The sequence below is a fragment of the Microbacterium sp. PMB16 genome (assembly GCF_051294855.1).
In the GTDB taxonomy this organism is placed as follows: domain Bacteria; phylum Actinomycetota; class Actinomycetes; order Actinomycetales; family Microbacteriaceae; genus Microbacterium.
In genome coordinates this window covers 718,403-739,576 of record NZ_CP145908.1, presented here as the reverse complement: position 1 = coordinate 739,576, position 21,174 = coordinate 718,403, and the positions used below count along the sequence as shown (strand labels likewise).

Below are 21,174 nucleotides of genomic sequence, written 5' to 3'. Positions count from 1 at the left end.
CGCGCGTCAGTATCGCTTTATGTATACACTGACGTCATGACCCTCTCCGTCGAGCGCACGTCCGCGAGCGATCGCGCGTACGCGGCGCTGCTCGACGGCATCCAGTCCGGGTCCCTCGCCGCGGGCGTCGTGCTCGGCGAGGTCGAACAGGCCGCGCGACTCGGCGTGAGCCGCACTCCGATGCGCGAAGCGCTGCGCCGCCTCATCGCCGACGGGCTCGTCGTGCAGCAGTCGCCGCGGGTCACCGTCGTCGCCGGCCTCGATGTCGACGACATCCGCTCGCTGTTCGAGATCCGTCGCGCGCTGGAGGAGACCTCCGCCCGCCTCGCAGCCAGCCGCGGTGACGCCGAGGTCTTCGCCGCCCTCGCCGAAGAATTCGCGCACGTCGATCTCACCGCGGACGCGGGACGGGACGCGTACTACGCCCTGATCGCCCGCCTCGACCTCGCCCTCGACGCGGCGGTCGCCAATGACTACATCGCCTCGGCCCTCCGCACCGTGCGCACCCACCTCGTGCGGGTGCGGCGGATGGCCCGCGACAAACCCGCGCGGCTCGCGGCATCCGCATCCGAGCACCGCACGATCGCCGAGGCCCTCGCCGCTCGCGACGGAGACCTCGCCGCCCACGCCACGCACGTGCATCTGCACAACGCGCTCACCGGCATCCTCGAGACCCTGAATGAAGGACAGAAATGACCGTCACCCACCACGTCCGTGTCCACCGCAGCGATGAGAACCTCGCCCGTGAGGATCAGCTCGCCTGGAAGATCGCGGAGGTCGCGGCCGACCAGGTCGAGGTCGAGCAGGACGTCGTCGACATGATCATCAACCGCATCATCGACAACGCCTCGGTCGCCGCGGCTTCCCTCACCCGCGCGCCGATCAACGCGGCGCGCGCCCAGGCGTTCAGCCACCCCGTCTCGACCGGCGGCGCCGGCGCGAACCTCTTCGGTGCCGCCCTCGACCGCCGGACCAGCCCGGAGTGGGCGGCGTGGGCGAACGGCGTCGCCGTGCGTGAGCTCGACTACCACGACACCTTCCTCGCAGCCGAGTACTCGCACCCCGGCGACAACATCCCGCCGATCCTCGCGGTCGCCCAGCACGTCGGTGCCGACGGTCGGGCGCTCGTTCGCGGCATCGCGACCGGCTACGAGATCCAGATGGACCTCGTACGCGCGATCTGCCTGCACAAGCACAAGATCGACCACGTCGCGCACCTCGGCCCCTCGGCCGCGGCCGGCATCGGCACCCTCCTCGGCCTCGACGTCGAGACGATCTACCAGGCCGTGGGCCAGGGGCTGCACACCACGACCGCCACGCGCCAGAGCCGCAAGGGCGAGATCTCGACGTGGAAGGCGCACGCCCCGGCCTTCGCAGGGAAGATGGCCGTCGAGGCGGTCGACCGTGCGATGCGCGGCCAGACCAGCCCCGCCCCGATCTACGAGGGCGAAGACGGCGTGATCGCCTGGATGCTCGACGGGAAGGATGCCGCGTACGAGGTGCCGCTGCCCGCCGCCGGTGAGCCGAAGCGCGCGATCCTCGACTCGTACACGAAGGAGCACTCGGCCGAGTACCAGGCGCAGGCCTGGATCGACCTGGCCCGCAAGCTCGGCACCGAGAACCCGGCGCTCCGCGACCCGGCGAACATCGCAGCGATCGTGCTGCACACCAGCCACCACACGCACTACGTGATCGGCTCGGGCGCGAACGACCCGCAGAAGTACGACCCGACAGCGTCGCGCGAGACGCTCGACCACTCGATCCCGTACATCTTCGCCGTGGCACTGCAGGACGGCGGCTGGCACCACGTCGACTCCTACGCTCCGTCGCGCGCGGGGCGTGCGGACACGGTCGAGCTGTGGCACAAGATCACCACGGCCGAGGATGCCGAGTGGACGCGCCGCTACCACTCCGAGGACCCCGACGTGAAGGCGTTCGGCGGTCGCGTCGAGTTCCAGCTCACCGACGGCACGACCGTGGTCGACGAGATCGCGGTCGCCGACGCGCATCCGCTCGGCGCCCGTCCGTTCGCGCGGGACAACTACATCGCGAAGTTCCGTCTGCTCGCGGAGCCCGTGCTCGAGCCGGCCGAGATCGAGCGGTTCCTGGAGCTCGTGCAGCGCCTTCCCGAGCTGACGGCCGCCGAGGTCGCCGAGCTCTCGATCGTCGCGAAGCCTGGGCTGCTCGAGGGCGCTGACGCGCCGAAGGGGCTGTTCTGATGCGGGGTCGCCACCCTGCTGCGTGCATAACTTCGGAGTTCGCGGGCGACTCGCCGCTCGCGGCATCCGATCGCCGGCGTGTCGCCGCAGTACTCCGAAATTGTGCTCCGCGGAAGCGAGAGAGGGAGAACGTCTGATGCTGTACTCCACCACGACCCCGGCCGAGAAGCGGCGGCTGTTCCGCGAACGGCTCGCGAGCGGTGAGCTGCTGCGGTTCCCCGGGGCGTTCAATCCGCTGAGCGCGCGGCTCATCGAGCAGAAGGGCTTCGACGGCGTCTACATCTCCGGCGCGGTGCTCGCCGCCGACCTCGGCCTCCCCGACATCGGCCTCACCACGCTCACCGAGGTGGCCGGCCGGGCGAAGCAGATCGCCCGCATGACCGACCTCCCCGCGATCGTCGACGCCGACACCGGCTTCGGCGAGCCGATGAACGTGGCCCGCACGATCCAGGAGCTGGAGGATGCCGGACTCGCCGGCACCCACATCGAGGACCAGATCAACCCGAAGCGCTGTGGCCATCTCGACGGCAAGAGCGTCGTCGACGAGAGCACCGCGATCAAGCGCATCCGCGCCGCCGCCGACGCCCGCCGCGACCCGAACTTCCTGATCATGGCGCGCACCGACATCCGCGCGATCGAGGGGCTGGACGCGTCGATCGATCGTGCCAAGGCGCTGGTGGATGCCGGGGCGGATGCCGTGTTCCCCGAGGCCATGCGCACCCTCGCCGAGTTCGAGGCGATGGCGAACGCGCTGGACGTGCCGATCCTGGCGAACATGACCGAGTTCGGCAAGAGCGAACTGTTCTCCACAGACCAGCTCCGCGATGCCGGAGTGAACCTGGTCATCTGGCCCGTGTCGCTGTTGCGCATCTCGATGGGGGCATCCGGTCGTGCTCTCGATACTCTGAACGAAGAGGGGCACCTGACCTCGAAGCTCGGCGAGATGCAGCACCGCGCCGATCTGTATGACCTCATCGACTACGAGTCGTACAACCACTTCGACTCCGGCGTCTTCAACTTCACACTCGAGAAGGAGTGACCATGACCGAGCCGGACATCAAGAAGGGCCTCGCGGGCGTCGTCGTCGACACGACCGCGATCTCGAAGGTCAACCCCGAGACGAACAGCCTGCTCTACCGCGGGTACCCCGTGCAGGAGCTGGCTGCCACGCAGCCCTTTGAGGCGGTGGCCTACCTGCTGTGGAACGGCGAGCTCCCCACGGCCGAGGAGCTCGCGGCATTCCGGCTGACGGAGCGGCAGCACCGCGCGCTGTCGCCCGCCGTGAAGGACGCGATCGACCGTCTGCCGCTGGACTCGCACCCGATGGATGAGGTGCGCACGGCCGTGAGCGTGATCGGCGCGATTGAGACCGCCGGCATCGCGAACGTCCTGGATGCCGTCGGCACCCCCGAGGAGAACCTCGAGCGCAGCCTCACCCTGTTCGCCGCGCTGCCCGCCATCGTGTCGTACGGCCAGCGCCGGCGCCGAGGGCTGGATGCCGTCGAGCCGCGTGACGACCTCGACTACGCGGCGAACTTCCTCTGGCTCACGTTCGGCGAGGAGCCGGATGCCGCCGTGGTCGACGCGTTCAACCGTTCGATGATCCTGTACGCAGAGCACTCGTTCAACGCCTCCACGTTCACCGCCCGTGTGATCACCTCGACGCTCAGCGACCTGTACTCGGCGGTCGTCGGAGCCATCGGCGCGCTCAAGGGACCGTTGCATGGAGGCGCGAACGAGGCCGTCATGCACATCTTCGACGAGATCGGCACGGCCGACCAGGTCGAAGGTTGGCTCGACGCGGCGCTCGCCGAGAAGCGGAAGATCATGGGATTCGGGCACCGCGTGTACAAGCGCGGCGACTCGCGGGTGCCGACCATGAAGGTCGCGCTCGACTCGCTCGTCGCGCACTTCGACAAGCCCGAGGTCGGCGAGCTGTACGAGAAGCTCGAGAGCGAGTTCGTCTCGCGCAAGGGCATCTACCCGAACCTCGACTACCCGTCGGGCCCCGCGTACAACCTCATCGGTTTCGACACCCTGACGTTCACGCCGCTGTTCGTCGCGGCGCGGATCACCGGCTGGACCGCGCACATCATCGAGCAGCAGTCCTCGAACGCCCTGATCCGCCCGCTGTCGGCGTACAACGGTCCGGATGAGCGGCACATCGAGGCGTACGAGCCCGACACTGCGGCGATCGACGTGCTCGAGCGACCGGAGGAAGCCGCCGGCTGAGTCCGGCAGCCGCCGGCTGAGTCCGGCGAAGACGGCTTCCGCTGACGGTCCGGCGGGAGCCGTCGCGCAGGTCAGCCGCTCCGCGCGAGCTCGCCGAGTCGTTCCCCGGTCGCGTCGAGCGCGACCAGGACGTCGCCGTCGAGCTCGGCCGCCCGCGCACCGCGCAGCCAGTCGTCGACGCCCATGCAGGCCTTCAGGGTGGAGGCGAACGGCGCGAGTGCGATGCGGTCGCCCTCGACCGTGTACGTGGTGACGATGCCGTTGCATCCGTCGCTGCCGCGCACCTCACCGTCGGCGGTGAACTCGAGGGACGGCTTCCCCGTGGCGTCTTCGCCCCAGAGGCCGACGATGTCGGCGGCGCCGGCACCCGAGGTGCCCGTGGGGGTGGACGTAGGGGCGGCGACATCGCCGTCGGATGTGCAGGCGGTGCCGACCATGGTCAGGATGCCGAGCACCGCCACGCCGATCAGAGTTCGTGCGAGGGTTCGGCTCATGGGGGCCATGCTAGCCCGCACTGGTCAGAATGCCCGATTTCGTCCACTCGGTGGAACAATGCGCGCAGACTTTGTTCCGTATCCGTGAAATCCAGGTGAACCGCCTGCTTTTCTGTGTGTTGGCTGAGTAATATATCGGTGATCCCTCGCTCTGACGGCGAGGGTCTCTGCTGCTCGGGGGAACAGCGTCGCACTATGCGCCCCGGCCGGGACGCAGACCGGTCGGATGCTTCGGCGCCTGACCGTAGTCCACAGTGAACGACGATCCGTGACCAGCAAGGGACATACATCACATGAAGTTCAGAGGGACAGGCAGGCGCTTACTCGCGTTGACCGCCGCCGCCACGATCGCCCTGGGGGGACTCTTCATCGGATCCCCGGCGTACGCCGAGGATGCCGCGGAGACTCCGGTCGCATCCGAGACCGCAGCTCCTGAGACCGCAGCTCCTGAGACGGCAGCGCCCGTCGACGAGGCGCCCGCGGAAGAGACGCCGGCAGACGACGCCCCGGTCGAGGAAGCTCCCGTCGCGGATGCTCCTTCCGCCGAGGTCGTCGAGGCAGCCGATGAGGCAGCGAAGAACGGCGTCGAGATCGTCGCCTTCGGTGTCAACGCGGCCGGCGACGACGTCGTCGTCGTGACCGAGGAGAGCGCAGGAGATGACGCGGCGATCGACGCGTTCACCGACGCCGCCGGCATCGACGGCGCCGCCGTCGTCACCGTCGACAGCGCTCCGACCACGTTCGCCGAGGGCGACGTCGTCGGCGGACAGGGCTACCTCAGCGTCGCCGCCGGCGGCCAGGCCTGGGCCTGCTCGGTGGGCTTCGCCGCCTGGGCTCCCGACCGCACCCCTGCGCTCATCAGCGCCGGACACTGCGCGTTCAACGGAACCACCAAGCTTCAGAACACGACGCTGAGCATCCCCGGCGAAGAGCCGGCGGTCGGCGGAGATGGCGCGGTGCCGGCCGACCCGGTACTGCTCGGCACCTTCGGCTTCGCTCAGTTCGGCAGCACCAACAACACCCCGGGTGCGAACGGTGACAAGAACGCGACCGACATCTCGGTCATCGACATCAACGACGCCGGCGGCTTCACCCCGCTTCCCGCGGTGACCGACTGGACCACGGCAGGCGCCTCGCTCGACTCGCTCGCAGCCAGCACCGTCGCCATCAAGGCCGTCGGAGCACCGAAGGCGGGCGCCGTCTCCAAGAGTGGTCGCACGACCGGCTTCACGACCGGCGCGATCAACGGCAACCACGTGCTCAACGGCTGGGCCAGGATCGAGGACCGCTGGGTCCAGGGGTTCTCCAGCAACACCAAGGCCGGCCCCGGTGACTCCGGCGGATCCGTCATCCAGGGCACCACGGCCGTCGGCCTCATCAGCGGTGGCATCGAGGCCGCTCCCGGCGTCGCACAGTGGACCTGGGCGGCATCGCTCCTGACCGCTCTGCCGAAGACCGGTGGCTACGAGGTCGCACTCGACCTGGACGCCCCGAGCGTCACCAGCCCGACCGCGGGTGCTGACGTCACGCCCGGACAGACCGTCACCGGTTCTGCCCCCGGCGCGAAGTCCGTCACGGTCGACCAGGGGGCGGGCCCGCAGACGGTCGCCGTCACGGGCGGGAAGTTCTCGTTCGCGGGACCCGTCGCACTCGGTGCACAGTCGATCTCGATCACCTCGGTGAACGGGCTGAGCAGCTCGGACACCACCGTCATCGGCGTGACCGTGAAGCCCGCTCCGCTCGTCGCACCGGTGATCACCTCGCCGAAGAACGGCTCGAAGGTCACCGCGAACGTCACCACGATCAGCGGCACGGGCCTCCCGACCGCGGGTATCACGGTCGTCGACGGGGAGGGCGCCGAGCTCGGCACCACCACGGTCAACGGCACCGGCAGCTGGTCGATCAGCGGGCTCAACCTCGGGTACGGCTCGCACAGCGTCGTCGTCACGCAGTCGCGCGCCGACGAGGTCTCTCCGCAGGCCACCTCGACGTTCTCTGTCGTTCCGGTCGCTCCCGGTGTGACGTCGATCGGCAGCGGTTCGCAGTTCCCGCACGACGAGGTGCCGACGAACGTGTCGGGCACGGCCATCGACGGCGCCACGGTCAACGTGTGGCTCACCGGCCCCGGCAACGACCTCCACTTCGCCCCGACGGTGGAGAACGGCAAGTGGTACGTCGACTTCGGCGGGCTCGCCCACTCGGGTACCTTCACGATCAAGGCGAACCAGGTCATCGCCGGTGCTGCTTCTGCGACGACCACCGTGACGTTCGCAGTGCTCGCCGCACCGGGTCCGGGCGACGGCGGAGGCGCAGTCACCCCGGGTGACGATGGCAACCTCGCCGCGACCGGTGTCGACACGATCGTTCCGCTCACCGCGTCGGCTCTCGCCCTCGCGCTGCTCTCGGGTGGTCTGCTGCTCCTGGCGCGTCGTCGTCGCACCGCGATCGAGGCCTGACCGCCTGACGTCTGGCGTCTGACACGAAGAAGCCCGGTATCCGCGGATACCGGGCTTCTTCGCGTTCCCAGTCCCAGACCCATCTTCGAATCGCGCAAATGGTCGGATCCTGAGGAGATTTCAGACCATTCGCGCGATTCGAAAGCCGCCCGTCAGGCGCAGGGCGCTCAGCCGAGCTCGATCACCGACCACGACAGCGGCGGAAGCGTCGCGCGCACCACGCCGTCGACGACCTCCGTGCCCGAGAGCGGCACCATGTGCACGCTGTCGGGCGCCGTCTCGAGGTTCGACGTGTGCCGGTCGCCGCCCTCGGGGATCGTCAGAGTCTCGGCGTTCACGACCCGCAGCGTTCCCAGGCCGTGGAGGTCCACCGTGAGGTCGTTCGACTCGTCCAGAGAGCGGTTCGCCACGAACAGCACGACCCGGCCGGTCGCCTCGTCGTAGGTGGCGGCAGCATCCACCGAATCCACCCCGCCGTAGCGCTTCGTCTCGATCTGCGACGCCGACACGGCGAGGCGCAGGATGCGGCCCTTCGCGAGTCGCGCCATCCGCTCGAAAGGCCAGAAGCTCGTCTGGCGCCACGCGGCACCGCCCTCCTCGGAGCGGATCGGCGCGATCACGTTCACGAGCTGCGCCTGGTTGGCGATCTTCACCCGATCGCCGTGCCGCAGCAGGCTGTTGAGCAGGGTGCCGACGACGACGGCATCCGTCACGTTGTATGTGTCTTCGATGAGGCGCGGATGCTGCTTCCATCCGGCTTTCTCGATCTCCTTCGCCTCGACGTCGTTGTACTTGGTCTGGTCCCACACGTTCCACTCGTCGAACGAGATGTCGACCTGCTTGGTGTGCTTGCCCGACGCCTTGACCGCGTCGATCGTGGCGATCACCCCGTCGATGAAAGCATCCATGTCGACCGACTCCGCCAGGAACGACTCGGCATCGCCGTCGTGCTCCTGGTAGTAGGCGTGCATCGAGATGAAGTCGACCTCGTCGTACGCGTGCGTGAGCACGGTGTGCTCCCAACTGCCGAACGTCGGCATCGACCGTCCGGAGGATCCGACCGCGACGAGCTCGATCGACGGGTCGACCAGGCGCATCGCCTTGGCCGACTCCTGCGCGAGGCGACCGTACTCCGTCGCGGTCTTGCCGCCGATCTGCCACGGTCCGTCGAGCTCGTTGCCCAGGCACCACAGCTTGATGTCGAAGGGCTGCTCCGCTCCGTTCTTGCGACGAAGGTCCGACCAGTACGTGCCGCCGGGGTGGTTGGCGTACTCGACGAGCGCGCGCGCCTCCTCGACACCGCGCGTGCCCAGGTTCACCGCCTCCATGACCTCGACGTCGGCATCCTTCGCCCAGTCCATGAACTCGTGCAGGCCGAAGGCGTTCGTCTCGATCGTGTGCCAGGCGCCGTCGATGCGCACGGGGCGATCCTCGGCCGGGCCGACGCCGTCCTCCCAACGGTAGCCGGAGACGAAGTTGCCGCCGGGATAACGGACGACGGTCGGTCCCATCTCCTTCACCAGGGCGAGCACGTCCTGACGGAAGCCGCGCTCGTCGGCCTGCGGGTGCCCCGGCTCGTAGATGCCGGTGTACACGCAGCGCCCCATGTGCTCGACGAACGACCCGAAGAGCCTCCGGGGGACGTCGGCGATGGTGAAGTCGCGGTCGATGGTGATGCGGGCCTGAGACATTGCTCTCCTTGTGTCTGGCTCTGTGGCCGGGTGGGGGACTACTGACCGCCGAAGCCGCTCGTCGCGACTCCCTTGACGATCTGCTTCTGGAAGATGAGGAACACGACGATGAGCGGAAGCGCGGCGAGCACGGCCTGCGCCATGACCTGCGCGTACTGCACGCCGTAGGCGCTGATCACCGTCTGGAGTCCGACCGGCAGCGTCATCAGAGTGGTGTCGTTGATGACGAGGAACGGCCAGAGGAAGTTGTTCCACGCGGCGATGAACACGAAGATGCCGACGGACGCCATGATCGGACGCGACAGCGGCAGCACGATCGACCAGAAGATGCGCAGGCGGCTGGCGCCGTCGACGCGGGCGGCGTCTTCGAGCTCGATCGGGATCGCGTCGAAGAATCGCTTCAGGATGAACACCATCGCAGGTGCCACGACCTGCGGCAGGATCAGTCCCCAGTACGTGTCGATCATGTTGAACGCGAGCATCTCGTAGAACAGCGGGATGATCAGCACCTGCGGCGGCACGACGATCGAGGCGATGATCGCCACGAACAGCCACCGGCGTCCGGTGAAGTCCAGTCGCGAGAAGGCGTAGGCGGCCAGCGCCGAGATCGTCAGTGTGATCAGAGTGATCGCGACCGAGGTCCAGAGGCTGTTGAACGCCCAGGTGTAGACGTTGCCCTGCGACAGGATCGCCGTGAACGCGTCGATCGTGGGACCGGCGGCGCCGATCCATCCCGGGTCGCCGGATGCGGCATCCGTCTCGGTCTTGAACGCGGTCGCGACCGCCCAGAGGAACGGCAGCAGCCAGCCGATCGCGAGGAGCAGCAGCACCGCGAACGCGGTGATGCGGAGCGGGCCGAACGGCTTCTGCCCCGGCAGGTGCGAGTGACGTCGCTGCCGCGGCTGTGCGGTCGTGATCGTCTCGGTGAGGGTGGCAGTGGTGGTGGCAGTGGTCGTGGACATCAGAACTGCTCCTTCCGGCGGCGCGTGATCAGAGCCTGTACGACGCCGAGGATGACGATGAGAGCGAAGAAGACGTAGGAGATGGCGGCCGAGTAGCCGAACCGGTAGCTGACGAATCCGGCCTCGTAGATGTACTGGACGATCGAGCGGGTGGTGTCGCTCGCGACGCCGCCGAGCATCTGGTACGCCTGGTCGAACAGTTTCAGCGAGGCGAGGATCTGGAGGATCAGGATGAGCACGGTCGCCGGTCCCAGCTGGGGGAGCGTGATCGACCAGAACTGCCGCCAGGCACCCGCCCCATCGAGGGATGCCGCCTCGTACTGCTGTGGCGGGATGTTCTGCATCGCCGCGAGGTAGAGGAGGAAGTTGAACCCGACCGTCCACCAGACGGTGGCGATCACGATCGACAGCATGTTCGTGTCGGGGTTCTGCAGCCAGGCGAGCGGCTCGAGCCCGAAGAACTCGAGGATGTTGTTCGCGGCGCCGACCTGCGGGTTGAAGATCCACACCCAGATCTGCGAGATCACGGTCGAGGCGAGCAGGAACGGCATGAAGAACGACAGCCGCCACAGCCACTGGCCGGGGATGCCGCGGTCGACGAGCGCCGCCATCAGGAGGGCGATGACGACGAGGGGGACGGTGGAGAGCAGCGTGAACCACACCGTGTTCCCCATCGACTGCCACATCTTCGGATCGGTGAGAGCTTCGGCGTAGTTCGCGAAGCCGACGAACCCTCCGCCGGCGCCGGTGAGGGACTGATCCGTGAAGCTGAGGATGATGCCGTGGATGATCGGCCAGACCAGGAACAACGCGAAGGCCACGAGGAACGGGGCCAGGAACGCCCAGCTGATCAGCTGCTCGCGGTTGCGGGAACCGGGACGGCGCGCGGGGGCCGCGGTCTTCGATCCGGTCACGATGGTGCGGGTGGAAGCGGTGGAGCCGATGGCGGAGGTCGAGGTGGTCATGATCCGAACGTCCCTTCGGGGTCAGCCGGGTTGGGCTGTCGGAGCAGGGTGTTCACCCGTGCCTCGAAGCGGTCGATCGCGGCCGCGGGGTCGTCACCCGAGAGCAGCACGCCCTGCACGGCGGCGCCGAACTCGGCCTGGAAGTTCGAGCCGGATCCGGTGAACCAGGCGGTCGGGTCGTAGACGACGTGCTGTGCCGCCTCGGCGTAGTTCGCCTGCGGGATGAGGTCGGCGTAGTCCGGCGACTCGGTGACCGGGAGGAACGCGGGGATGTGCCCGGCCTCGGCCCAGCCGAAGGAGTTCTTCAGCATGTCGGCGACGAACTGGTAGGTCAGGTCGCGGCGCACCGGGTCCGCGTTCGTCTGATGCGGGAGCACGAACGAGTGCGAGTCGGCGTAGACGGCCGGCGTCCCGAACAGGGTCGGGATCATCGTCGCGTCGAAGGGGAGCTTCGCCGCCTGCATGGTGCGCAGCTCCCAGACGCCGGTGAACAGCATCCCGCTCTTGCCGGTGGCGAACTCGGCCACCGCGCTGCCATAGTCGGCCTGTGCGAGGGCGATCTCGCCGTCGAGCAGCGTGCGCATCAGCGAGAGCGATTCGACCGCGACGTCCTTGTCGATCACGGCCGGTCCGCCCGCCGGGAGTTCCATCGCCGCACCGTGCTGGGAGTAGAAGGTGTAGAAGAGGCGCCACATCTGCGCGCCGTCGCCGAGGTACCCGTACGACAGGGCGTGGCCCTCGGCCTGGCCGCCGACCGTGCGGAGCTGGTCGACGAACTCCTCGGGGGAGGAGGTCTCCTGGAGCTTGCCGTCGCTGTCGAGCACGCCGGCCGCGTCGCAGATGTCGGTGTTGAACATCATCACGAACGGATGGGCGTCGAGCGCGATGCTGTACATCCCCTCGCCGACGAAGCCCTTCTCCCAGATCGGCGCGGGGAACGTCGAGCTGTCGATGCCGAGCGAGGCGAGCTTGTCGATGTCCCAGCGATCGAGCAGTCCGCCCGGCGCCCAGCCGACGGTGCGGGTGGCGTGCATGATCGCGACGTCGGGGGCGCGGCCGCCGGCGCCCGCCATCGCGAGCTTCGTGTAATACGGCGTACCCCAGGCGAGCACGGTGGGACGGATGCGGAACGCGCTCTGCGCGCCGTTCACCTCGTCGAGCAACTGCGACATGGTGACACCGTCTCCGCCGGAGAGCAGGTGCCAGAACTGGAGGGTCTGGGTTCCGGAGGTGGTGGTCGTGCCGGGGGCGCAGCCGGCGAGCAGGGCTGCGCCGGCGGCCAGAGAGGTGGCAGTCAAGAACTGCCTTCTGGACAGATCGAGCGGGGGCGTCATCGTCACTCCTTCGTGACCGGGCGGTGGGGACGCCCCATCTTTACATCGATGTAATCCGATGCGCAAGCGCCGCCGCGGCTTTCGAATCGCGCAACTGGTCGCGATTCTGTCCCGGAAGCGACCAGTTGCGCGATTCGAAGGTCAGGGGCGGTAGCCGGCCGGGCGACCGTCGGTGCTGGACCGCTGGAGCAGATGATGCGAGAGGGTGAGTGCGCGGGGTGCGGCGCTGCGGTCGTTCATGCGCGACTCGAGCAGCCCGAGCGCCGCCACCGCGAAGGCCTGGCGATCGAAGGCCACGGAGGTCAGCGACGGCGAGGTGTACTTCGAGAACTCGACATCGTCGAAACCGGTGACGATCACGTCGCCGGGAACCCGGATGCCGCGCTCGTGCAGCGTGTGCAGCGCGCCGAGCGCGAGCGAGTCGGTCAGGGCCACGATCGCGTCGAACGCGACGCCCCGACCGAGGAGCGTGCGGGCGGCATCCGCTCCTCCCGACATCGACCAGGGGAGCCGGTTGACCTCGAGGGCCGGGTCGCGGGCGATGCCTGCTTCCCGCAATGCGTCGTGCACACCCTCGAGTCGGAGTCGACTGGTGGCCGTGGCGATCGAGGGATCGTCGTCGGCGCCGATGACCGCGACCCTGCGCGCGCCGCGCGCGAGCACATGCCGAGTGGCGTCGGCAGCGGCGAGGCGGCTGTCGATGCGCACGTGATCCGCGCGGTTCTGCTCGACCTCTCCGATCACGACCACGGGAGGCAGGAGGTCGGCGTAGCGGATGACGCTGTCCTCGAGGCGGATCGGATTGAGGATCAGACCGTCGACGAGATGCGCTCTGGCGCGGGAGACGAGTTCCTTCTCGCGTTCCGGCTCGGTGGCCGTCTCCTCGATCTGCACGGCGAGGCCGCGCTCGTGCGCCGCCTCCACGATGCGATGCAGCAGCTCGGCCGAGAAGGCCGTGGCGAGGTCGGGGAGGGCGACGGCGATGATGCCGGAGCGACCGTTGCGCAGGCCGCGCGCGCTGAGGTTGGGCACGAAGTCGAGCTGCATCATCGCGGCCTCGACCTTGAGCCGGGTCTCCTCGCGCACCGCCACAGTGCCGGTGACGACGTTCGAGACCGTCTTCGTCGAGACCCCGGCGAGAGCGGCGACGTCCTTCATCGTCGCTCTGGGCGGGGGCATCGCTGTCATCCGAACAGCCTAGCGATGCCCCGCTGCCGCCGCCGCTACATCGATGTAGGGCTTTCATCCGTGGTTATATGGCGCCATGGGCATCGAGTACAACTGGGCAGGCAACCTCGCGTATCGGGCATCGTCGATCGTGCACCCCGCGTCGATCGAAGAGCTGCGCACGGCATTCGCCGTGCCGGGGCCCGTGCGCATCCTCGGCTCGCGCCACTGCTTCAACGACATCGCCGACACCGACGGCGTGCTCATCGCGCTCGATCGGATGCCGCGGATGTTCGAGGTGAACGCGGCGCGCGATGCGGTCCGCGTCGCCGGCGGCCTGCGGTACGGCGACATCGCCCCGCTGCTGGATGCCGAGGGGTTGGCGCTCGCGAATCTCGCCTCGCTTCCGCACATCTCGGTCGCCGGGGCGGTCGCCACCGGGACGCACGGCTCCGGAGACGCGATCGGTTCGCTGGCGAGCGCGGTTCGCGGATTGACCATCGTCACGCCGGCCGGTGAGATCCGCAGTCTGAGCCGCGGCGACGACGACTTCGCCGGTGCGGTGGTGAGCCTCGGCGCTCTCGGCGCCGTGGTCGACGTCACCCTCGACGTCGAGCCGACCTACGAGGTCGCGCAGCACGTCTTCGAGCATCCGGACTGGGACGCTGTGCTCGCCGACTTCGACGAGGTCACCTCGATCGGCACCAGTGTGAGCCTGTTCTCGACCTGGGAGCGCACGGACTTCGTCGACCAGATCTGGGTCAAGCAGCGCCAGCCCGAGGCGCGCGAGGCCGCGCGGGAGTCGCTGTTCGAGCGACTCGGCGCGGAGCCGGCTACGAGCAAACGGCATCCGATCCTCGGCGTCGACCCGGTGGCCTGCACCGAGCAGCTGGGTGTTCCCGGGCCGTGGTTCGAGCGGCTGGCGCACTTCAAGCTGGAGTTCACGCCGTCGGCCGGAGCCGAGATCCAGACCGAGTACCTCGTGCCCCGGGGTGACGCCGTCGAGGCGATCCAGGCGGTCCGCACGCTCGCCGGACAGATCGCCCCGCTGCTGCTCGTCAACGAGATCCGCACGATGCGGGCGGACGATCTCTGGCTGAGCTCGTCGTACGGGACGGATGCCGTCGGCATCCACTTCACCTGGAAGCCCGAGGAGGCCGCGGTGCGGGCCCTGCTCCCGACGATCGAGGCCGCGCTGCCGGCATCCGCTCGTCCGCACTGGGGCAAGGTGGCAACGCTCGACGGCGCCGAGGTGCGCTCCCGGTATCCGCGCTTCGACGACTTCGCCGCGCTCGCCGCCCGGTTCGACCCCGAGCGGCGCCTCGTCAATCCCTATTTGGAGCGCCTCGGCCTCTGAGCGTCAGCGCGGCGGTGCGGGCCGGGTCTCAGCATGTGCGGCCTCCGTAGCTCGCAGTCGAAACGGCACCGTCGACCGTGCCGGTGATCTCGCCTGCGGGTGCCGTCGCGAGACGGGATGAGAAGGATGCCGAGGCGCTCGATCCCGCGGCCGCGGTCAGCGTGCGCGTCCCGTACGGGGTGACCACCGCGACGGACGCCGACTGCGACGCCGCGTTCGCGACCGTCGCGACGACGACCACCTTTCCGGCCACGCAGCGCGTCGAGGCGACGACACCGATTCCCGGGGTCACGGTGACGGTCGCCGTCACCGGCATGCGCGATTCATCCTGAGCCACCCCGCGCACGGTGAACGTGCCCGCGGTCGCATAGTCCGCCGGGTCGATGCCCTCCCAGGCGACGGGCGCGGTCTTCGCGGTGCCGTCGGTCGTGGTCAGACGCGCGTCCGGCAGCACCGGCGCGGTGCCCGCCCGCGTCGACACCGCGATCGGCTCGACCCGTTCGACGGCGATCGCCGGGGCGTACGCCTCGAGCACCTTCTGATATTCGGAGCGGGTCACCGGGAGCACCGTGCCGTGGCGCGGCTTGCCGCCGTCGCTGTTCTGCGGCAGGTGCGCGCGCAGGGTCGCGCCCAGCGGCTGCCAGGAGTCTCCGTCGGTGATGTCGGTCGAGCCGAACGGAATGTAGTGGTTCGGACCGTGGTGGTACGACGGCTGGTCGATGAACAGATACCAGTCGAAGCCGTTCACGTCGCCGGGGTTCGAGGGGAACACGCTCGGCCCCTCGCCCTGGGAGTAGGTGCCGCCCGGTTCGCCGTTGGGCAAGCCGGTGGCCACCTGGTCCTTGATCAGGGTCCACTCGTCGGCGGGGCCGGTCGTACCGGGATACGTGCCAGAGATCTGCGCCAGCAGGTCGGTCGATTTCTCCAGGCGCAGGGTCATCGAGGACTCGTCCTTGCTGAAGCGGTAGTAGGTGCCGTCCTTCTTCGCGACGGTCGAGTCGATGGTTCCCCAGCTGCCGGTGACGACATCTGTCCAGACCTTCGGTTCCGAGAACGTCGCGAAGTCGTCGGTCGTCACATACATCATGCGGTTGTACGTGACGCCGGTGCGGTCGGCCGGGTCGGCCGTGGGGTACAGGTTCGAAGCCCAGAACACGACGTAACGGCCGATCTCGTCGTCCCAGTACGCCTCGGGCGCCCAGGTGTTCCCGGCGAAGGGCGACGAGACCTGCACGTGCCGCTGCGCCGACCAGTTCACGAGGTCGGTCGACTCCCACACCTCGATCGAGCGCGAGCCGGAGATCTGCGCCGTCGCGAAGCCGCCGGGGAGGCCTGCGACCTTCAGGTCGGTGGCGAGCATGTAGAACTTGTCGCCCTCGTGCGAGCGGATGATGAACGGGTCGCGCAGGCCCTGAGTGCCCTGTGTCGATGTGAAGATCGGCTCTCCGTCGTTCAGGGTGTTCCAGCGCAGTGCGTCGTTCCCCTGGGAGGCGGCGAGGCTGACGCGTTCGGCGCCGGCGCCCTCACCGGTGAAGAACGCCCACACATAGGCCTCCGGATCGGCGGATGCTGCCGGCATCGGGCGCACCGTCAACGTGAACTCGCGGTCGGCTGTCGCTGCGCCGCTGGTCGCGGTGGCCGTGAGGACCACGTCGACGGCCGCAGCATTCGCTGCCGGACGGGTGATCGACACCGTCGCGGAGCCTTCCTTGACTCCGTCGCGGATCTCGGCGTGCGCGGATCCGGACGCGACCGCCCAGGTCAGCGCCGATCCGTTCGCGCCCGCCGTGGGGACGGCGATGCTGGTGCGGATGTCATCGGTCGCGCCGAGGTCGACGGCGTCGATGTCGGCCTGGGCCTTCGCCGCATCCGTGAGCTCAGCGGGGATCGTGACCGTGTAGGTGCGGGTCGTGCTCGCCCCGCCGGCGGTGAAGGTCGCGGTGAGGGTGACCACCGCATCCGCTGATCCCGCTGCGGGCCGGACGACCGCGGCGTCGCCACCGGTGATCGTGACTGCCGCGTCATCGGATGCCCAGGAGATCCCCGCGCCGCTCGCGCTCGTCGGCACGGTGAACGCGGCATCGGCGGTGGCCGGCACCGTCACCGCGGCAACAGCGCGCTCGAGCGCCTGATCGGCGAACACCTGCTGCACGGCGGCCGCGTCGAGCGCTTCGCCGTAGACCGCGAAGTCGTCGACGTCGCCGGCCCAGCCCGGGTCGTTGTACGTCGATCGGCCGAGGTACGACACCAGCGGGGATCCGAACGACGACACGTCGCGGTTCAGTGTCTGCTGCGCGATCTGCGTGCCGTTCACGTAGACGGTGAGCTGCTTGCTCGCCCCGTCGATGACGGTCGTGTAGAGCGACATCGTCGACGGCGTGCGGATGCCGGATGTGGCCGCGTTCGTGGAGCCGGCGCCGACCTCGGTGCCCCAGGGCGCGCCGGCGTTCACGGTGCCGGTGACGACCGATTTCACGTACCCGCTCGGGTTCGCGGGGTTGAGCAGCCAGTATCCGCTGGAGTACGAGGCGCCGGAGGCGACGGGGGCGCCGATGAAGGCCGCTGCCGTGTTGCCGGGGCCTGAGTGGCCGGCGAGCCACGTCGACACCGTCAGCTGCTGCTTCCCGATGAGCTGCGCCGTCGGGATCTCCAGATACCCGGCGGTGCCACGCGTGCCGCCGGGCAGCGACATCCGACCGTCCGCGACGGTGGCGCCGCTCTGCCGGATGACGCCGTCGTTGCCGTTGCCCGACGCGTCGGCCACTATGCCGTTCTCGGCCGCGTCGAAGGTGTAGTGGATGAGCGGGGCAGGGCCGTCGGCGGCGAAGGTCGCCGACGGTGACGTCGTCACGCCGATGGCGATGACCGTCGCGGCGGCGGCGGTAAGGGCCGCCGCTCTGCGCGCTCGCTGGTTGAAGGTGTCCATCATGATCTCCTCTGATCTGTCCGGGGGATTCAGCCGCAGGCGCCGGGCGGTATCGGCGTGGAGCCGTCGTAGCGTTGTCCGTCGGCAGTGGTGCCGGCCAGGGTCGCCGTGCCGCTCGTGATCGACGCGAGCCGGGTCGGGAACGACGTCGATGCGGCGGCGCCGGCGGCGACGGCGACGGTCTTCGTGCCGAACGGCGTGCTGATCACGATGTCGGCGCGCACGGTGTCGAGGTTGCGGACGGTGACGACGACCTGCGCCTTGCCCGCGACGCAGCGCACTGCGGCCGAGGCGGTGAGGTCGAGGTCGCCGGCCACGCTCTCGACCGTCGACGTCGAGGTCGCGACGGCGCCGTCGGCGTATCCGTCGTAGGTGGCGGTGACGGAGGTCACGCCGGCGGGCACGGTGACGGTCGCCGCAGCATCCGCGAGCGTCGCAGACGTCGTCCAGCCGTCACCCGAGAACGTGACGGTACCCACGACCTCGCCGCCGTCCGCGGCCGTCACCGTGGCGGAGGCTTCGCGGCCGCTCACCGTGAGCTCCGTCGTGGAGCCGACGGCCGTGATCGAGGTCCAGTCGTGCATCGCCGTGAGCACCGTCTGCGGCACGCTCACGAATGCCCCGTGGCGCGGGCTCGCCGGGAGTCCGCCGGCCGGACGCACGTTCCACTCCGGTCGCTTCGAGAGCCGATCGGCCTGGGCGCTCGACGCGATCGCATCACCGGTGGTGACGAAGGCCCGGTAGCCCCCGGCACCGTAGTTGTCGACGAGGAACACGTAGCCGTCACCGTCGGCGTTGTTCGGGTCGCCGGCGTTCAGCTTGACGATCTCCGGGCCCTCACCGGCCTGACCCGTCTCCAGCCCCGTCATCCGAGTGTCGGTGAGCTGCCAGGTCTGAGTGGGATCGGCGTTCCAATTCGAGATCGTGGTCGGCGAGGTCAGCACCTTCGACCGTTCCAGGAATATGTCCTTGCCCGCCTCGAGAGGGCCGGCCGCTCCGCCGTCCTCGTTCTTGGTGAACCGGTAGTAGTACTCGCCGATCTTGGTGACGGTCGAGTCGATGCGCGCGAACCCGGTGTCCTGCCACGTCGCAGGCGGGGATGTGAACGTCTGGAAGTCGCGCGTCAGCACGGCGAACATCCGCGCGTGCAGGTTGTCGGAGTTCGTGTGCGAGGCATCCGAGTACAGCCGCGAAGCGAAGAAGACGACGTACGACTGCAGGTCATCGTCCCAGTACGCCTCGGGTGCCCAGGTCATCCCGGCCGCCGGCTGGTTGATCGTGATGCCGGCGTTCTCGCCGTTGGTCCTGTCCCAGTGCACGAGGTCGGTGGACTCCCAGACCTCGACCTTGAGGCTTCCCTCGGACTGCGCCGGTCCCCACCCCGTTCCGCAGCCGATGCAGAGGTCGGTGGCGATCATGTAGTACTTGTCGCCGTCATGCGAGCGCAGGATGTAGGGGTCGCGGAGTCCCCGGGTGTCGGTGGTCGACGTGATCACCGGAGCACCGCCGTTGACAGGAGAGAAGGTGAAGAAGTCGTTGCCGCTGGTCGCCGCCTGGTAGATCTTCTCGTCGGAGTCGGAGCGGAAGTACGCCGCGGCGTACCCGGCATCCGGAGCGGTGCGGGAGTGCTCGGCGACCGCGACCGTGAACTCGCGTTCGAGCGTCGTGCCGCCCGCCGTCGCGTGCGCGGTGAGGGTCACGGTGCGGTCACCCGTTCCGTAGTCCGGTCGGCTGACGACCCCGCCTCCGCGGTACGGGTCGGACATCCCGGCGGCCGGGGCCGCGTAGCCGGGGTCGGTGGGGGAGACCAGCGCGGCGTCCGACGAGGTCCAGCTGATCTGCGAGCCGTCCACGGCTCCGGTCGTCACCAGCGGGAGATTCTCCGTGGTGCGCGAGGTGAGGGCGATGGCATCCAGATCGGCGGATGCCGACGGCGCGACGACCACGGCGGTGAGCGCGATGCTGGTGCCCAGCGATGTCGTTGCCGTGAGCTGTACGGACGTGTCGGAGGAGACCGTGCGGGAGACGGCACCGGTGGTGGAGATCACGGACGGGTCCGAACTCGTCCACGTGAGGGTGATGCCATTCGAGGACGAGGGCAGCACGAGGTCGCTGCGGACCGCGTCCAGCGAGGAATTCTCGCCCCGCACGACGGCCGGCAGATCCTGTCTCACCAAGGCATCGGTACTGGCGGCCTTCTGCTCGGCGGTGGGCATGCTCGCGGTCACCTGTTCGGGGGTGAGCGAGGTGTCCCAGAAGCGCACATCGGTGACATCGGCCTGCAGCAGCGGGTCGGGCGCGTAGAGGGAGCGGCCGAGGTAGCCGAGGGTGCTGCCGGTCGGCACGATCGAGGAGAGGTTGTACGCGTGCGTCACCGTCGAGATCTGCTGGCCGTCGCGGTAGAGCGTGATCCGGTCGCCGCTTCCCACCATCGTGATCGTGGAGAAGCCGGGGTTCACGCCGCCGCCGGCAGGAACGCGCACCTCGCCGTTGCTCGAACCGGTCTTGACCCGGATGCCGGAGAGGATCTGGCCGTTGTACGAACCCTCGGACGAGCGCGGATTCACGAAGACGTGGTTGCCGAGGGCGGTGGTGTTCCACGCTCCGACGCCGTCTCCGATGACCCAGCCGAACTGGTTGCCCGACGTCGCGGCCGAGACGGTGTACTCCACGGTGAAGGAGTTGTCCGTGCCGGTCACGAGGCCCTGCGGCAGCGCCGCATACCCGTCCCGTTTGAAGCGCAGCACCGCATCGCCATCGGCGTCGGTGAACGAGGAGTCGGTCAATCCGGTGAGCGTCGCGTCGCGGCCGTTGCCGGAGATGTCCAGCAGGGTGCTGCCCGAGTGGGACATGTCGTAGTGCGCCGTCGGCACGGGCACGGGCACGTCGGCCGCCGACGCGGCAGGGGCGAGGGTGCAGAGCGAAGCTGCCAGCCCGACGCTGATCCCCGCCGCGAGGAGCTGCCGGGCGCGGTTTTCGGGTGATCTCATGCGGAAGTCCTTGTCATCGTCGACGGTGGGCACTCGCGAACGCTGCGGTGCGGTTCGCGGCCTGCGGGTAGGGGAATGTTACCGGACACAATGGCGGAAACATAGGGTTTGTTGCAAGCGCAGGAGTGCCGAAACTGCCCCTCGCGCAACGCGACCTGGCTGTGCTACGGTTCCCGGTTACCGGTAACAGCGGATGTCGAGAGCTTTTCCACCCGACGCGAAAGTCGAGGTTGCCAAACCCGGTCCTGTTCCCGGTAACATGCGACGGGAACGTGATCCAAAGACGGAACACGACGATGGCGACGATGCCGACCGAGGTCGCATGCGGAGCCTGAGAAGCGAACCGACAGCCTGGGGCTGGTCGCTGATTCGGTTCGGCTG

General features: G+C 68.8%; 14 protein-coding genes. 6 read left to right on the top strand and 8 right to left on the bottom strand.

What is annotated here, in order from left to right; genetic code table 11:
• Positions 1 to 36: 36 nt before the first annotated feature.
• The 4 genes from V5D55_RS03560 to V5D55_RS03545 all read left to right on the top strand — a co-directional run bounded on the left by V5D55_RS03560 (position 37) and on the right by V5D55_RS03545 (position 4,451).
• The gene (locus V5D55_RS03560) at positions 37 to 696 is read left to right on the top strand and encodes a GntR family transcriptional regulator (protein ID WP_435747733.1); all 660 of its coding nucleotides are present in this window, start codon (positions 37 to 39) and stop codon (positions 694 to 696) included.
• Positions 693 to 2,219: an MmgE/PrpD family protein gene (locus tag V5D55_RS03555; protein ID WP_435747731.1), complete on the top strand. Its 1,527-nt coding sequence runs from the start codon at positions 693 to 695 to the stop codon at positions 2,217 to 2,219. The genes V5D55_RS03560 and V5D55_RS03555 overlap by 4 nt, the downstream gene beginning before the upstream one ends.
• 136 nt (positions 2,220 to 2,355) lie before the next feature.
• Positions 2,356 to 3,258 (top strand): methylisocitrate lyase, encoded by a 903-nt coding sequence (prpB, locus tag V5D55_RS03550; protein ID WP_435747729.1) that lies wholly within the window; start codon positions 2,356 to 2,358, stop codon positions 3,256 to 3,258.
• A gap of 2 nt (positions 3,259 to 3,260) precedes the next feature.
• Entirely contained in the window at positions 3,261 to 4,451 is a 1,191-nt protein-coding gene (locus V5D55_RS03545; protein WP_435747727.1) for a bifunctional 2-methylcitrate synthase/citrate synthase, read from the top strand.
• A gap of 71 nt (positions 4,452 to 4,522) precedes the next feature.
• On the opposite strand, the gene V5D55_RS03540 is transcribed toward V5D55_RS03545, so the two are convergent.
• Positions 4,523 to 4,945 carry an META domain-containing protein gene (locus V5D55_RS03540; RefSeq protein WP_435747725.1) on the bottom strand — a complete coding sequence of 141 codons (423 nt, stop codon included), beginning with the start codon at positions 4,943 to 4,945 and terminating at the stop codon, positions 4,523 to 4,525.
• Positions 4,946 to 5,274: 329 nt separating this feature from the next.
• Here V5D55_RS03540 and V5D55_RS03535 point away from each other — a divergent pair, with 329 nt between their 5' ends.
• Entirely contained in the window at positions 5,275 to 7,401 is a 2,127-nt protein-coding gene (locus tag V5D55_RS03535; RefSeq protein ID WP_435747723.1) for a hypothetical protein, read from the top strand.
• Between the two features lie 167 nt (positions 7,402 to 7,568).
• Here the strand turns inward: V5D55_RS03535 and V5D55_RS03530 are convergent, their stop codons facing one another.
• The 5 genes from V5D55_RS03530 to V5D55_RS03510 form a co-directional block, all read right to left on the bottom strand.
• Positions 7,569 to 9,092 carry an alpha-N-arabinofuranosidase gene (locus V5D55_RS03530; RefSeq protein ID WP_435747721.1) on the bottom strand — a complete coding sequence of 508 codons (1,524 nt, stop codon included), beginning with the start codon at positions 9,090 to 9,092 and terminating at the stop codon, positions 7,569 to 7,571.
• A 38-nt stretch (positions 9,093 to 9,130) separates the two neighbouring features.
• On the bottom strand, positions 9,131 to 10,054 hold the full coding sequence (locus V5D55_RS03525; RefSeq protein ID WP_435747719.1) for a carbohydrate ABC transporter permease: 924 nt from the start codon (positions 10,052 to 10,054) through the stop codon (positions 9,131 to 9,133).
• Positions 10,054 to 11,019 carry a carbohydrate ABC transporter permease gene (locus V5D55_RS03520; protein WP_435747717.1) on the bottom strand — a complete coding sequence of 322 codons (966 nt, stop codon included), beginning with the start codon at positions 11,017 to 11,019 and terminating at the stop codon, positions 10,054 to 10,056. The genes V5D55_RS03525 and V5D55_RS03520 overlap by 1 nt, the downstream gene beginning before the upstream one ends.
• Positions 11,016 to 12,353: an extracellular solute-binding protein gene (locus tag V5D55_RS03515; RefSeq protein ID WP_435747715.1), complete on the bottom strand. Its 1,338-nt coding sequence runs from the start codon at positions 12,351 to 12,353 to the stop codon at positions 11,016 to 11,018. Before V5D55_RS03515 ends, V5D55_RS03520 begins: the two co-directional genes overlap by 4 nt.
• Positions 12,354 to 12,494: 141 nt before the next feature.
• Positions 12,495 to 13,541 carry a LacI family DNA-binding transcriptional regulator gene (locus tag V5D55_RS03510; RefSeq protein ID WP_435747713.1) on the bottom strand — a complete coding sequence of 349 codons (1,047 nt, stop codon included), beginning with the start codon at positions 13,539 to 13,541 and terminating at the stop codon, positions 12,495 to 12,497.
• A gap of 76 nt (positions 13,542 to 13,617) precedes the next feature.
• Between V5D55_RS03510 and V5D55_RS03505 the strand changes: the two genes are divergently transcribed.
• Positions 13,618 to 14,877, top strand: a complete 1,260-nt coding sequence (locus tag V5D55_RS03505; RefSeq protein ID WP_435747711.1) for an FAD-binding protein — start codon at positions 13,618 to 13,620, stop codon at positions 14,875 to 14,877.
• A gap of 28 nt (positions 14,878 to 14,905) precedes the next feature.
• Here the strand turns inward: V5D55_RS03505 and V5D55_RS03500 are convergent, their stop codons facing one another.
• Together V5D55_RS03500 and V5D55_RS03495 are read right to left on the bottom strand one after the other, a co-directional pair.
• Positions 14,906 to 17,803, bottom strand: a complete 2,898-nt coding sequence (locus V5D55_RS03500) for an immunoglobulin-like domain-containing protein (RefSeq protein WP_435747709.1) — start codon at positions 17,801 to 17,803, stop codon at positions 14,906 to 14,908.
• Positions 17,804 to 17,832: 29 nt separating this feature from the next.
• Positions 17,833 to 20,793 carry an immunoglobulin-like domain-containing protein gene (locus tag V5D55_RS03495; protein WP_435747707.1) on the bottom strand — a complete coding sequence of 987 codons (2,961 nt, stop codon included), beginning with the start codon at positions 20,791 to 20,793 and terminating at the stop codon, positions 17,833 to 17,835.
• Positions 20,794 to 21,174 lie beyond the last annotated feature (381 nt).